We start from the raw sequence: 14451 nt of genomic DNA, 5'->3' as shown, positions 1-14451 counted from the left end.
TAGGGGAGGTAAACCATGGAACGGACATTTTTGATGGTTAAGCCAGATGGGGTTCAGCGTGGTTTGGTAGGAAGAATCGTTAGCCGGTTTGAAGACAAAGGACTGAAACTGATTGCCGGCAAGCTCGTTCACGTGACGGAAGAGCAGGCGAAGCGTCATTATGCCGAGCATGTGGGCAAGCCCTTTTTTGACAGCTTGGTGCGCTTTATTACGTCTGGTCCGGTATTCGCAATGGTCTGGCAGGGCGATGATGTCATTGCATTGTCCCGAATGGTTATCGGTAAAACTCAGGTGACTGAGGCTTTGCCGGGCACGATCCGCGGAGATTTCGCAGCCCACACGCCATTTAATCTTATCCATGGTTCTGACGGTTTGGAGAGCGCAGAACGGGAAATCGCCAACTTTTTCGAGCCTCATGAAATACTAAACTACTCCAGAAGCATTGATCCATGGATATGAAAGAGTTGATTTCCAATCAGATTCGCTCCGGCCAAGATGGCGTACCCGATCCGGATTATGAGGGCTTTATCCGTAATGTCAAACAGCTGACGGGAATTGATTTGGCGCAGTATAAAGAGGCTCAGATGAAACGGCGCTTAACGACGCTACGAAACAAGAATGGATATTCGACCTTCGCGTCTTTTTTCTCAGCGATGACCAACGATAAAACGTTATTCTATGAATTTTTGGATAAAATGACGATCAATGTGTCCGAGTTCTGGAGAAATCCCAATCGTTGGGAGACGCTTCGGGATACCGTACTGCCCGCTCTGGCGGCCGGGAAGTCCCGGCTGCGGGTATGGAGCGCGGCCTGCTCCACCGGAGAAGAACCGTATACGCTAGCGATGATTCTAAACGACCAGGGCCTGCTGCAAAATACATACTTGCTGGCAACCGACATTGATGACGGCGCACTCGGGAAGGCTAACGAGGGACTTTACCTGGAACGGTCGCTGAAGGATGTGCCGCCCGATGTGGCTGGGCGGTATTTCACCCCCGAGGGCGTGATGTACCGTATCGAGCCCAAGCTGAAGAAGGCGGTTACCTTCAAGAAGCAGAATTTGCTGCTCGATGATTTCGAGGAAGGCTTCGACCTGATTGTTTGCCGCAACGTCATGATCTATTTCACGGAAGAAGCGAAGCAGAAGCTCTATCACCGCTTTGCCCAGGCGCTTCGTCCAGGCGGTATCCTGTTTGTGGGCAGTACGGAGCAAATATTTTCTCCGGGCAATTATGGTTTGGAAGCTTCGGAAACTTTTTTCTATCGCAAAAAAGATTGATGTATATTCATGCGAGTCTTGCCCGATACTTGGAATATCCAATGTCGTGGAGGGTTAGTCATGGATAAGAGAAAAGTGATCGATGCTTATCGCAGAGGGTTCCTGACGCCGCAGGAATGCGCGCAAGTACTTGGCGTGGAACGCGGCCAATTAAACGGGCTTCTTGATTTGCCAGCGGATTCGCTGCGCATCATTGCTGCTTCGGCGAACAACCGTCCGGCCTCAAGCTAGTCGGTAGTAGAAACGATCCAGACGCACCGTAGTTGCTGCTTCAGGCAGTAGCGGCGGTGCGTCTTTTTAGGTATAGAAGGGCATAACGCTTCCTTGTCAAAAGGAAAGCACATATACTATAATTAGCAAAGATATGTTCGGATTTTAGCTCTTTACAGTTTAGCAGTTTTAAAGGAGGAACGCATCATAAATGAGGACGTTAACGGTAGACTTAGGGGATCGTTCGTATCCTATTTATATTGGTGAAGGCTTGCTGAGCAAGTCCGGAGAGTATTTTCTGCAGCATCAACTGACGACGAAGAGCCCAGTGCTGATCGTCTCCGACGAGAACATCGCTCCGAAATACTTGCAGACCGTCGTAGATTCGCTGCAAGCGAGCGGATACCAAACCGTAAGTTCGGTCGTGAAGGCCGGCGAGAAATCAAAATCGCTGGACGTCTTCGAAGAGGTGATGACTGCGGCGATCGAGGGCGGTCTTGACCGCAAATCGACCGTGGTTGCCTTGGGCGGCGGAGTCGTCGGGGATTTGGCCGGTTTTGTAGCGGCATCCTTTATGCGCGGGGTGCATTTCGTGCAGATGCCGACTACGATTCTGGCCCATGACAGCAGCGTTGGCGGCAAAGTGGCCGTCAATCACCGTCTGGCCAAGAATATGATCGGCGCATTCCACCAGCCGGCCATGGTGCTTTATGATGTAGATACACTGCAGAGCTTGCCGGAACGGGATGTTCGCTCGGGCCTATCCGAAATGATCAAGCATGGTTTGATTTGGGATGAACAATTTGCTTACTGGTGCCGGGATAACGCAGATCGGCTGCTCGCGCTGGACCGCGAAGCGCTCACTTACGGGCTGACGGAGGGATGTTCCGTTAAAGCCAAGGTCGTGTCATCTGATGAGACGGAGCAGGGTTTGCGTGCGATCCTAAACCTGGGTCATACGATCGGCCATGCGCTGGAGGCTATCGGCGGTTACGGCGAGTTTCTGCATGGCGAAGCGATTTCGATAGGGATGGCGGCGGCTGCCCAGCTCGCCGTCAACAGAGGCAGGGATCGTTCCATTTACGAGGAGACGACCGCGTTGCTCGCCAAGTTCGGCTTGCCGACGACGATTCCCGGGCATTTGAATGATGAGGAGATCATTTCTGCGATGCTCCATGATAAGAAGTTCAAAGAAAACCAAATCGTCTTCATCTTGCCTGTCCGAATTGGAGAGGTTGAAATTGTATCCGACATGACGTTGGATGAAGTGCGACAAGTCATCAAACAATTGAAAGGGGAAGGGCAGCATGTATAATCGGGGGATTCGGGGAGCCACAACAGTTACCCGTAATGAGGAGACGGAAATTTTGCAGGAAACGGCTGTGCTCCTGAAAGAAATCGTCGCTCGTAACGAAATCGAGCCAGAGGATATTTGCAGCGTATGGATAACAGTGACGGCAGATTTGGATGCTACATTTCCTGCACGGGCCATCCGTGTGCTGAAGGGATGGGAGCTCGTGCCCCTTATGTGCTCGACGGAAATTCCGGTCAAAGGCAGCTTGCCGATGTGCATCCGCTTATTGATCCAAGTGAATACGAACAAGAGCCAGCGCGAAATGAAACATGTGTACTTGAATGAAGCGAAGAGCCTGCGTCCGGATCTTGCGGCATCCGGCTCCTAGAATAAATTGCGCCGGATGGTTGCCATGGAACATGGAATCATGTATTATTAATAACAGAATTTAGTTTTGATCGTGTGTTTTGAGCTGAGTAGAGCTTTAGATGAGCAGAGTTGAGCTGAGTAGCAGTACCTTGAGTGCAGGTATAGAAACATAGAGTCGTGAAATCGGATATCAGATAATGATAGATGCTGGGGGATGTCCCTGGTTTGTCGTTAGCTGAAGTCTGGACTTTCCTTTGTTGACTCTTTATTTCTTGTATCTCGGGTATCTGCGTAGCAGTATAATACTTGCGAGTCTATCCAAACCTCTACTTCGGTAGAGGTTTTTTTATTTGAACAGCAAAGCTCGAAGCATCGCATTGAAGCGCCATAATGTTGAGGAAAAGGAAGTGAAGGACATGATAACCACGCATGTAGAAGAGGTAATCAAACTGGCTAAGCAATACAATTTAATCCCCGTAGTACGTCCACTGCTGGCTGACATGGAGACGCCGATCCGTATTTTTCGCCGGGTAGCCCAGCGGGAGCAGGCATTTTTGCTGGAAAGTGTAGAGGGAGGAATTCAATGGGCCAGATATTCCTTCATCGGAACGGATCCTTTCATGATGGTCAAGGCGAAGAAGGGCAAGGTGGTCATTGAGCGAGCAGGCGAACAGACAGAGCTGCCCGGCAAGCCGCTGGAAGAGCTGAAGGCGATCCTGCGAAAATACCGCAGCCCGAAGCTGCCGGAACTGCCGCCGTTTACGGGCGGGGCAATCGGATTTTTCGGATACGATCTGCTGCAATATTACGAGAAGCTCCCAGCCCATCAAGTTGACGATATGAATATGCAGGACATTCAATTTATGTTCTGCGACCGGGTGATCGTATTCGATCACGTCAAACAGCACATATTGCTCGTAGCCAATGTCCATGTCCAGGAGGGCGATAGCGACGAAGATATTCGCCGCACCTATGGGCAGGCGCAGCAGGCGCTGGATGAAATGGCGGATTTACTGCTGGATGAAGGGCCGGGCGAACGCTTGAATCACAGGCCGGTTCCTGGGGACGTCGAGCTGGGAGAAATCCAGTCGAATATGCCCAAGCAGCAGTACCTCGATATGGTGGAGAGAGGCAAAGAATATATCCGTGCCGGGGATATTTTCCAAGTGGTGCTGTCCCAGCGCTTCCACATCGAGACGGCGGTCGATCCGCTTCACGTCTACCGGGTGCTGCGTACGATGAATCCGTCTCCGTATATGTATTATTTGAAAATGGGTGAAGAGATTATCGTCGGCACTTCCCCGGAGGCGCTGGTAAAGGTTGAGGGCGACCGAGTGGAGACGCGGCCTATCGCTGGAACGCGGCCAAGGGGAGCGACACCAGAGGAAGACGCGGCCCTGGAGGCGGATTTGCTGCAGGACGAGAAGGAGCGTGCCGAGCATGTGATGCTTGTAGATCTCGGACGAAACGATCTTGGGCGCGTATCCGAATTCGGTACTGTAAAATGCGAAAATTACATGGACATCGAGCGCTATTCCCATGTCATGCATATGGTGTCCAAGGTGTCAGGCAAGCTGCGGAGCGACAAGGATTTCTTCGATGCCTTCATCTCCTGCCTACCGGCAGGAACGGTATCAGGGGCTCCGAAGCTGCGGGCGATGGAGATCATCGCCGAACTGGAACGGGAAGCCCGGGGCACTTATGCCGGAGCGATCGGGTACCTCGGTTTTTCCGGCAATATGGACTCCTGCATTACAATTCGCACGATTGTGTTCAAGAATGGCAAAGCTTATGTACAGGCCGGGGGCGGGGTTGTCTGGGATTCGCTGCCGGAGAATGAATATCAGGAATCGATGAACAAGGCGAAGGCGCTGCTGAAGGCGATTCGGACAGCTGAAGCAATGTTTCCGACAGAATCGGGCGACGAAGCGGTCATTAACCAGGATTATTTGTATGAATATACCCCTTGAATAAAGGATGAGGAGGAAGGGACTATGAGCGGACAGGAAATGCTGCAATCGGTGCTTAACCGTTTGATACAAGGTCAGAATTTGAAGCGGGAGGAAGCCCGCGGGGTCATGGAAATGCTGATGAACGGCGATATGACGCATGCCCAGATCGGAGGGCTTCTGATGGCTCTTCGGATTAAAGGAGAGACGGTCGACGAGATCGCCGGGTTTGCCGAAGTGATGCGCAGCCACGCTAACCGGCTGCAAACGGAAACGAAGCAGCTGCTGGATACGTGCGGTACCGGCGGCTCGGGAATTCACAAATTCAACATCTCGACGACTTCGGCCATCGTGGCTTCATCGGTGTCCGTCCGCGTTGCCAAACACGGCAACCGATCGGCTTCGGGTCGTGCCGGGAGCGCAGATGTGCTGGAGGCGCTTGGGGTCAACATTCACCTCAGCGCGGATCAGGCCAAGCATTGCCTTGACGATATCGGCATCTGCTTCCTCTTCGCCCAGCTGTATCACCCGTCGATGAAATATGCGGCAGCCCCGCGCAAGGAACTTGGCGTGCGCACCATATTCAATATGCTTGGCCCGCTGACGAATCCGGCGGGAGCGGATCGCCAGGTGCTGGGCATTTATGATCGGGAGAAGACGGAGACTGTCGCTGAAGTATTAAGGGAGCTTGGGCTGAAGCGTGCGCTCGTCGTGACGAGCCATGAAGGCCTGGATGAAATCAGCATTTCTTCCGCGACACGCATATCGGAATTAAGAAACGGAAACGTAACGACTTATGATGTGCATCCGAGCGATCTAGGTCTGGGAACTTACCCGCTTAGCGAAATGATGGGCGGGGATCCGGCTGTCAATGCGGCTATCATCCGCCGCGTGCTGCAGGGAGAGAAGGGCGCATACCGGGATGTTGTGCTGGCCAATGCCGGGGCGTGCATTTATGTGTCCGGCCTTGCAGACAGCATTCGCGAAGGCGTTGCCATCGCAGCGGAATCGATTGATTCGGGCAAAGCGTATGGTAAACTGGAGGAGCTTATTAAAACGACGGAGGCACTAAGCTATGTATCTTGATAAAATTGTGGAAACGAAACGGCAGGAGGTCGCCGCGCTCGCGGCGCATTTTTCAATAAACGAAGCGGAGCGGCTTATTGCGGACATGGGTCCGACCCGGGGCTTTCACCGGGCATTGGCGGAAGGACGCAACAGGGAGATGGGCTTGATCGCCGAAGTGAAGAAGGCCTCTCCATCCAAAGGGCTGATTCGCGCGGATTTTCACCCGGTAGAAATTGCCCGCAGCTATGAGGCGGCCGGAGCGGACTGCATTTCGGTACTTACGGACGAGACATATTTCCAGGGTAGCGGCGATTATTTGCAGGCGATCCGCGAGGCCGTCAAGCTGCCGCTGCTGCGCAAAGACTTCATTATCGACGAACGGCAGATTTTTGAAGCCAGGCTGCTTGGGGCGGATGCGGTGCTGCTGATCGCGGCCATTTTAGACGACGTCCAGCTTCGGGATTATTTGCAGGCGGCGTCTTCGCTCGGGCTGGATTCCTTGGTAGAAGTCCACGACCGTACTGAGCTCGAGCGTGTACTTCGTCTGAACAAGGCTAAGCTGATCGGGATCAATAACCGCAATTTGAAAACCTTTGAGACGACACTTCAGGTGACCGCCGACTTGGCGAAGCAGGTGCCTGCGGATATTACGCTTATAAGCGAGAGCGGCATTCAAACGCCGGAGGATATTTCATTTTTGGCGGGCTGCGGCGCCAAAGGCGTTCTCATTGGGGAAACGTTCATGCGCCATGAGGACGTGCAGCAGGCCGTTGTCAATGTCATGGGCTCGGCAAGCCGGGCTGGACAATAATTATGGCCAGTAGAAGGGAGCCCTATGCATGATGAGCAGCACTGCGGTAAAAATTTGTGGACTTCAATCCGTTGAAGTGCTAAAATCTATGGTACACTTACCTATTGATTACATTGGCTTTGTATTCGCCAAGAGCAAGCGCCAGGTCAGCGGGGCTCAGGCTGCCGAGTTAATTCCCATACTTCAGGAATGGACCACGGGGACGGCGCCGGCCAGCGTCGGCGTGTTCGTTAATCCGATTTTACCGGAGCTTTCGCGAATATTAGCGGAGGCTCCTCTCGATATTATCCAGCTTCACGGTTCGGAGACGCCAGAGTTTTGCCGGGAAGTGAAGCAGGCGTTCGGGGTGAAAATATTTAAGGCGCTTTCCGTGAAAGATGACGGCTCGATTCATCATGAGCAGCCGTTGGCTGGTTATGAAGGAGTCATTGACGGATTGCTGCTGGATACGTATGACCCGCTCTATGGCGGGGGGTCAGGCAAGACCTTCGCCTGGGAGCGCGCGGAGCCATATAAGACTTGGGCCAACCGGCATGGAATAGAGTTCCTTGCTGCAGGCGGCCTTCATCCCGGCAATGTGGGGGAGCTAATCGGCTGCCTAAACCCTGACGGGGTTGACGTTTCCAGCGGGGTTGAGACAGACGGAGTAAAAGATATAAATAAAATTATAGCATTCGTGGAGAGGGTGAAAGGGAAATGACGCAAGTACCTGACGAACAGGGGCGCTTTGGTCCCTTTGGCGGCCGATATGTGCCGGAGACATTAATGAACGCGCTCATCGAACTGGAGAAATCCTATCGGAAATACGAGGATGACCCCGAATTTCTCGAGGATATCCGCTATTTGCTGAAGCAGTATTCAGGCAGGGAAACTCCGCTTTATTATGCCCAGCGTCTGACAGAGCATTTGGGCGGAGCCAAAATATATTTGAAGCGTGAAGACTTGAACCATACCGGGGCCCATAAAATCAATAACGCCATCGGGCAAGCCTTGCTGGCCAAACGGATGGGCAAGAACAAGGTCATCGCCGAGACTGGGGCGGGGCAGCATGGCGTAGCGACAGCGACGGTGGCTGCTTTGCTCGGGCTGGAATGCAAGGTGTTCATGGGTGAGGAGGATACGAAGCGCCAGCAGCTTAACGTATTCCGTATGAAGCTGCTCGGAGCCGAGGTGGTGCCCGTGCTGTCTGGTACGCGGACGTTGAAGGATGCCTGCAACGAAGCGCTGCGCTACTGGGTAGCTAACGTTCAAGATACGTTCTACATTCTCGGATCGGCTACGGGCCCGCATCCTTATCCGATGATGGTGCGGAACTTTCAACGGGTTATCGGCGATGAGACGCGCCGGCAAATCCTTGAAGCCGAAGGGCGGCTTCCGGATATGCTTGTCGCAGCGGTTGGCGGTGGAAGCAATGCGATCGGCATGTTCTATCCGTTCGTGGAGGATACGTCCGTTCAGTTGATTGGCGTAGAGGCGGCTGGCCGAGGAGTAGACACCGAGTACCATGCCGCAACGATGACGAAGGGGACGAGAGGGGTATTCCAAGGCTCCATGAGCTACCTCTTGCAGGATGAACATGGACAGGTGCTGCCTGCGCATTCAATCTCGGCAGGCCTTGATTATCCCGGCGTTGGACCGGAGCATTCGTACTTGAAGGATATCCAGCGAGCGAAGTATGTGCCGATTACCGATGCTGAGGCGCTCGATGCGCTCGGACTGCTCAGCCGAACTGAAGGCATTATTCCCGCGCTGGAGTCTGCCCATGCTGTAGCCCAGGTTGTGAAGCTGGCGCCATCGATGGGTAAGGATGAGATTATCGTCATCTGTCTATCGGGGCGCGGAGATAAAGACGTTGAGTCGATTATGGCTTACACGGAAGGAGCGAAGCAATCATGAGTGCAGCAGCGGCAACCAACGCACTAGATCTTACTTTTGAGCGACTTAAAGCCGAGGGAAAAACGGCGCTGATGCCTTTTATCACGGTTGGTGACCCGAACCCGGATGCGACCGTAGATATCCTCGTTGCCCTGCAGGAAGCAGGGGCTGACATTGTGGAGCTTGGTGTTCCTTATTCGGATCCCCTTGCCGACGGACCGGTCATTCAGCGCGCTTCCGAGCGGGCTCTCGTGCACCATATCACCATTGATACATGTCTCGATACGGCGCGAAAGGCTAAGGAACGCGGCGTGACGATGCCGTTCGTATTGTTTACCTACTACAATCCGGCCCTGCAAATCGGCTTGGACCGCTTCTTCTCCAAGCTGCAGGAGGCGGAGATCAGCGGACTGATCATCCCTGACTTGCCTTATGAAGAATCGGCAGAGGTGCTCGCTCTTGCGGATGCAGCTAATATACGGCTCGTACCGCTCGTTGCGCCGACGTCCAATGACCGCATTGCTCGCATTATGCCTTCAGCCCGCGGGTTCATTTACTGCGTATCGTCGGTAGGTGTGACGGGGGAAAGATCATCGTTCTTTGAAGGAATCGAGCACTTTATCGACACGGTCAAGGAACAGACCGAATTGCCTGTGGCGATTGGCTTTGGCATATCGAGCCGCGAGCAGGTGCGCCGGTTCTCGGAATTTTGCGATGGGGTGGTCATCGGCAGTGCGATTGTACGTAAAATTGAGGAATCCATTCCTCTGTTGCAAAATCCAGAAACAAAGTCACAAGGCTTATTGCAAATCCGCGACTTTGTGGCACAATTAAAATCATAGTTTTTATTGAAGGAGGAACTTCTGATGCTGCCCAAATCCCGAATAGTTAATCTTCCTGTGTACCAGCCAGGCAAGCCTGCTGAGGAAGTGAAGAAGGAACTAGGCCTGGAGGAAGTTATTAAACTGGCCTCCAATGAAAATCCATATGGCTGCTCCCCACGCGTTCGCGCGGCGATTGAAGCAGAACTGGCTAATATTACCCAGTACCCTGACGGCAGCTCTGCGGAATTGACCGAGGTGCTTGCACAGCATCTTGGGGTCAGCAGGGAACAGATCATTTTCGGCTGCGGTTCCGATGAAGTCATCGCCTTGATCTGCCGTGCATTCCTGTTGCCTGGGGATGAAACGGTCATGGCTGATCAGACCTTCTCCGTTTACGACACGAATTCACGCATCGAAGGGGCGACGATTATCGAAGTTCCGCTGCAGGACGGCACGCATGACCTTGAAGGCATGCTCGCCAAGGTGGGGGAGAAGACCAAGATTGTCTGGATTTGCAACCCGAATAACCCAACGGGCACCATCGTCACGGACGATGCCCTGAGATCGTTCCTTGACCGGGTGCCGGCTCATGTTCTTGTCGTACTTGACGAGGCGTATGCCGAATATGTGACCGATGCTTCCTACACGGACGGAATAAGCCTGCTTGGCAAATATTCTAATGTGATCGTCCTGCGGACTTTCTCCAAAATCTACGGCCTCGCATCCTTGCGGATCGGCTACGGTGTTGGACAGCCGGAGGTGATTCAGCTGATCAACCGCGTTCGCGAGCCGTTCAATACGTCCCGCTTTGGTCAAGCAGCTGCCAAAGCCTCTATTGCAGATCTTGATTTTGTGAAGGAATGCCGGGATAAGAATGCTGAAGGGATCCGTTATTTGAGCGCGGAGTTTGATCGGCTTGGATTGGCCTATTTTCCGGCCCATGGCAATTTCATGCTGGTTCAGGTCAATCGGCCGGGAGGGGAAGTGTTTCAGGAATTGATGAAGCTGGGCATTATTATTCGTTCCGGCTTCGGCAAGTATCCGGACTACATTCGCGTGACCGTAGGAACCAAAGAGCAGAACGTGAAATTTATCGCCGCTCTGGAGCAGGTCCTAAAGAAAGACCAGGTACAGGTGTAGTTCCTGCAGGAGCGCGTCTTAAATCCAAATCGTAGAAATCGAGTGAGAATTTATGTCAATTAAAGTAGCAATATTCGGAGTAGGATTGATTGGCGGTTCGCTGGCGCTTTGTCTGAAAGGCAAGCCCGGCTTAACCGTCGTTGGGCACAGCCACCGTCCCGAATCCCAACAAAGAATTATGGATCGCGGCGTCGTTGACGCCGTGACTTTATCTATAGAAGAAGCGGCCTGCGATGCCGACTTCATTTTTTTGTGTGTGCCCGTCGGCAGTTTGGAGCCCTATCTGCGGAAACTTAGCGAGCTGCCGCTCAAGCAGGGATGTATCATTACGGATGTCGGCAGCACGAAGGCTTCGGTAGCCGCCTGCGCGGCGATGCTAAGCCTCCCGGGCGTCCATTTCATCGGCGGCCATCCGATGGCCGGGTCGGAGCGTTCCGGCGTTGAGGCTGCCTCATCGCTGTTATTCGAGAATGCGTATTATGTGTTGACTCCTTCAGAGGATGTTCCGGAGGATTCCTACCGGAAGCTGGAGGATCTGCTTTCCTATACCAAAGCGCAAATTGTACGGGTAGATCCGGTGCTGCACGATGAAATTGTCGGGGCTATCAGCCATCTTCCGCATATTATTGCGGTAGCGCTCGTCAATCAAATTCGCACCTATAACAACACGGACGCTGACGGCTTGTACCGATTGCTTGCCGCTGGCGGATTTCGCGATATTACGCGAATCGCTTCAAGCGATCCGGTGATTTGGCGTGATATTTTACTGAGTAACCGGGATATTCTCCTAACTTTGCTTAAGGATTGGAACCGCGAAATCGAAGGTTTTATTCATTTACTGGAATCGCGGGATGGGGAGGGCATCGAGGCGGCGTTCGCCACCGCTAACCAATTCCGCAGCGAGCTTCCAGAGCGGCGCAAAGGCGCAATTACTTCACTGTACGATATTTATATCGATGTGCCGGATCACCCGGGAATTATCGGTCAAATCGCGACACAGCTCGGCGATCAGCATATTAACCTGAGCAACATGCAGATTATCGAGAGCCGGGAGGACGTTCCAGGGGTCATGCGCTTATCCTTCCGCCAAGAGTCGGAAATGGAACGGGCAAAGCAGCATTTGCAGTCTTTAAATTACAAGGTGTATGTATAGGCGGCATAGGTGTATTGCACCTTCTGCCAAATGTAAATGAAAGCGATTAAAAAATAGTGTTGACAGAATGAAAACGTATACAATATAATAGAAGTACAGTATGGTTTCTCTCCACTCCTATCCAATAACTGTTGCTCTTAATTGAGCAGTGGCCACTTTACGAAGTGGCCTTTTTTTTGCATTTTAAATAATTGTCAAATTTAAGCAACCTTTTTCCTGCTGATTTCGTCTAGAATGTAGTTTGCGGTTACGGCGGTTACAAAGCGATTATTTTTCTTATTAGGAATCTATGGTATAATATTCAAGGATTGTACGAAGGCCTGCTAATTCAGCAATAATTTGGTTTATAAAAAAATATGACCTGAAAACCGCAACTTTTTGAATCCTGTTCGGTAATAATGAAGAGAGAGAGTCGAACGGGAAGAAGCACATGGATGGGCGAGGAGGATCGCACTCAAATGACGGATTCCCAAATGATTCGTGAAATTAAGGAAGGCAATACAGAGCTGTATTCGGAATTGATGAGGAGATATCAGCGTAAGATATTGGCCTTTATCTATCACATGTTGAAGAGCGCTCATATGGAGCTGCTCGCAGAAGATTTATGCTCGGAAACGTTCTATAAAGCATTTCGGAGTCTGAACTCCTTCCGCGAAGTGGATGCATCATTCTCAACCTGGCTGTATACGATCGCCAGAAATACCGTGCTAAGTGAGCTGCGTAAGCAGCGCGCAGGTAGCGTCCCGCTGGAAGAGAGCGGTATTGTACCGGTGGCGCCTAACGAGCTTGCACCGGAGCAAGCGATATTGCGCAGCGAGAAGGTTGAATTGGTGCGTGAAGCGATTAATAGTCTTCCGGAGAAGCAGAGGTCGGCGCTCATCCTTCGTGAGTACGACCAACTGGATTATCAAGAGATCGCGAGTGTGCTGGGCCAAAGCGTAAGCGCAGTGAAGTCTCTGTTATTCCGTGCACGCAGCAGCGTGAAAAGTCAGCTTGAACCCTACTTTTATGAACAGATTTACGAGCCGTATGAAGGGATGAAAAGCAGATGAATTGTAGAGAGGCCCAAGAGCTGTTCGGATTAATTTCCGACTTGCCGGATCATGATCCCCAGCGTAAAATGCTGGAATGGCATATTTTGGGCTGCGAATACTGTGCGGCTGAATACTCCTTATGGCAGGAAAGTATAGAAATGATTCATGAACTGCCGGTGGAGTTGTCAGCAGATGAGGCGGAGCGGGTGAACCGCAAAGTCATGGATCGCATCTATGCGGAATCGCCTTGGCTCGCACCTGGCGGCGAGCATAGCAAAGTTACCAATCGGATTAGACGGCGCGTATCCATTTGGTCCGCCTGTTTCCTGGCAGTATTCTTGTGCAGCTTCCTCGTATTCCTGATCGGTGGATACGGCCAGAGCAATGATTCGATCAAACCGGCTACGGGTGTGCTTAAGCCCGTTGTTATCACTGAGGATATGGGTTCCTCGGCGGAGTTCCCCATATTTGACCTGTCGAACGTCTCGCGCGGGATTGTAGAGCCTTTTGTTATGCAAATGGGCCCTGCCTATCCGCAATATTGGATGGTCCTGTCGATGGCAGGCATGCTGCTGGCGCTCATATCCTACAGCGGCATACGCCGGGCAAGGAGATAAATTCAATAACAGTTCAAGCGCTTCTTCACCCATTTGCGGGAAGAAGCGCTTGTTTTTAAAGGCAAGAATATATTATAGTACTGTTCAAATGAAGCAAATTATCGAAGCAAACTATCGAAGCAAACTAGCGGAGGTTCAACATGATTGTCGGATTAATTCGTCATGGACTAACAGATTGGAATGCGGCGGGGAGAATCCAAGGCCAAAGCGATATCCCGCTCAACGATGAGGGGCGCAGACAAGCTCTGATGCTTGCCGAGAGGCTTCAACGCGAGAGCGGTGAACGCCCATGGGACTTTATTATTACGAGTGGATTATCGCGCGCTCAGGAGACAGGCGCAATCATTGCCGAAATTTTGCAAATCCCGGTATACGACCCCGATTCTAGATTAATGGAGCGGGCCTTCGGCCAAATCGAGGGCTTGACCTCGGAGGAGAGGGAGACCCTTTGGGGTAAAGATTGGTACATGCTGGACTTGGGCCTGGAGAAAGAGGATGACATTCGGCGGCGCGCACTGGAGTTTATGGAAGAGCTGGGCGAGCGTTATCCGGATAAGCGCATCCTTGTCATTTCACATGGGGCATTGTTGGCCCAGTTATATACTGCGTTATATGATAATAAGTACACAGAACGGATTGGCAACTTGTCGCTTACGATTCTGGAGAAGAAGGATCAAGATTGGGACATGCTGCTTTATAACTGTACGAAGCATCTTACAGAAAATTTGAAGGATTCGAAATAACCCGAATATTCACGGGTTATTTTTTTTGTGATGACGGAATAAAAGCTGCAAATTTTCCCATAATGGTAGTAAAACAGCGAGGCG

At 51.9% G+C, this 14451-nt stretch carries 16 protein-coding genes; all 16 read left to right on the top strand.

From position 1 onward, the window contains the following. Nucleotides 1–15 precede the first annotated feature (15 nt). Nucleotides 16–459, top strand: coding sequence for a nucleoside-diphosphate kinase (gene ndk / locus QNH46_RS14510; protein WP_283924943.1), 444 nt, complete (start codon nt 16–18; stop codon nt 457–459). Next, a complete protein-coding gene (locus QNH46_RS14505; RefSeq protein WP_283924942.1) occupies nt 450–1280 on the top strand; it encodes a CheR family methyltransferase in 831 nt (276 codons plus the stop codon). The genes ndk and QNH46_RS14505 overlap by 10 nt, the downstream gene beginning before the upstream one ends. A 60-nt stretch (nt 1281–1340) precedes the next feature. Then, on the top strand, nt 1341–1511 hold the full coding sequence (locus QNH46_RS14500) for a hypothetical protein (protein WP_196427103.1): 171 nt from the start codon (nt 1341–1343) through the stop codon (nt 1509–1511). A gap of 190 nt (nt 1512–1701) precedes the next feature. Then, complete coding sequence (aroB, locus tag QNH46_RS14495; protein WP_213590623.1) at nt 1702–2805, top strand: 3-dehydroquinate synthase; 1104 nt, start codon at nt 1702–1704, stop codon at nt 2803–2805. Continuing rightward, nucleotides 2798–3172: a chorismate mutase gene (gene aroH / locus QNH46_RS14490; protein WP_055107772.1), complete on the top strand. Its 375-nt coding sequence runs from the start codon at nt 2798–2800 to the stop codon at nt 3170–3172. The genes aroB and aroH overlap by 8 nt, the downstream gene beginning before the upstream one ends. A 397-nt stretch (nt 3173–3569) precedes the next feature. Continuing rightward, nucleotides 3570–5123: an anthranilate synthase component I gene (gene trpE, locus QNH46_RS14485; RefSeq protein WP_283928446.1), complete on the top strand. Its 1554-nt coding sequence runs from the start codon at nt 3570–3572 to the stop codon at nt 5121–5123. 24 nt (nt 5124–5147) lie between these two features. Then, on the top strand, nt 5148–6188 hold the full coding sequence (gene trpD, locus QNH46_RS14480) for an anthranilate phosphoribosyltransferase (RefSeq protein ID WP_283924941.1): 1041 nt from the start codon (nt 5148–5150) through the stop codon (nt 6186–6188). Then, nucleotides 6178–6981, top strand: coding sequence for an indole-3-glycerol phosphate synthase TrpC (gene trpC, locus QNH46_RS14475; protein ID WP_283924940.1), 804 nt, complete (start codon nt 6178–6180; stop codon nt 6979–6981). The genes trpD and trpC overlap by 11 nt, the downstream gene beginning before the upstream one ends. Nucleotides 6982–7012: 31 nt before the next feature. Beyond that, nucleotides 7013–7681, top strand: a complete 669-nt coding sequence (locus QNH46_RS14470; RefSeq protein ID WP_283928445.1) for a phosphoribosylanthranilate isomerase — start codon at nt 7013–7015, stop codon at nt 7679–7681. Next, a complete protein-coding gene (gene trpB, locus QNH46_RS14465) occupies nt 7678–8877 on the top strand; it encodes a tryptophan synthase subunit beta (RefSeq protein WP_283924939.1) in 1200 nt (399 codons plus the stop codon). The genes QNH46_RS14470 and trpB overlap by 4 nt, the downstream gene beginning before the upstream one ends. Beyond that, nucleotides 8874–9698, top strand: a complete 825-nt coding sequence (gene trpA / locus QNH46_RS14460) for a tryptophan synthase subunit alpha (protein ID WP_283924938.1) — start codon at nt 8874–8876, stop codon at nt 9696–9698. The genes trpB and trpA overlap by 4 nt, the downstream gene beginning before the upstream one ends. A 24-nt stretch (nt 9699–9722) precedes the next feature. Further along, nucleotides 9723–10820 carry a histidinol-phosphate transaminase gene (gene hisC, locus QNH46_RS14455; protein WP_283924937.1) on the top strand — a complete coding sequence of 366 codons (1098 nt, stop codon included), beginning with the start codon at nt 9723–9725 and terminating at the stop codon, nt 10818–10820. Nucleotides 10821–10872: 52 nt separating this feature from the next. After that, complete coding sequence (locus tag QNH46_RS14450) at nt 10873–11973, top strand: prephenate dehydrogenase (RefSeq protein ID WP_283924936.1); 1101 nt, start codon at nt 10873–10875, stop codon at nt 11971–11973. A gap of 458 nt (nt 11974–12431) precedes the next feature. Beyond that, entirely contained in the window at nt 12432–13025 is a 594-nt protein-coding gene (locus QNH46_RS14445) for an RNA polymerase sigma factor (protein ID WP_283924935.1), read from the top strand. Next, nucleotides 13022–13624, top strand: coding sequence for an anti-sigma factor (locus QNH46_RS14440; RefSeq protein ID WP_283924934.1), 603 nt, complete (start codon nt 13022–13024; stop codon nt 13622–13624). Before QNH46_RS14445 ends, QNH46_RS14440 begins: the two co-directional genes overlap by 4 nt. A 140-nt stretch (nt 13625–13764) precedes the next feature. After that, entirely contained in the window at nt 13765–14367 is a 603-nt protein-coding gene (locus tag QNH46_RS14435; protein WP_283924933.1) for a histidine phosphatase family protein, read from the top strand. Nucleotides 14368–14451: the final 84 nt, after the last annotated feature.

It is taken from the genome of Paenibacillus woosongensis (genome assembly GCF_030122845.1).
Lineage (GTDB): Bacteria > Bacillota > Bacilli > Paenibacillales > Paenibacillaceae > Fontibacillus > Fontibacillus woosongensis_A.
The sequence above is the reverse complement of the archived record's forward strand: the minus strand, read 5'-3'. Positions and strand labels throughout refer to the sequence as shown.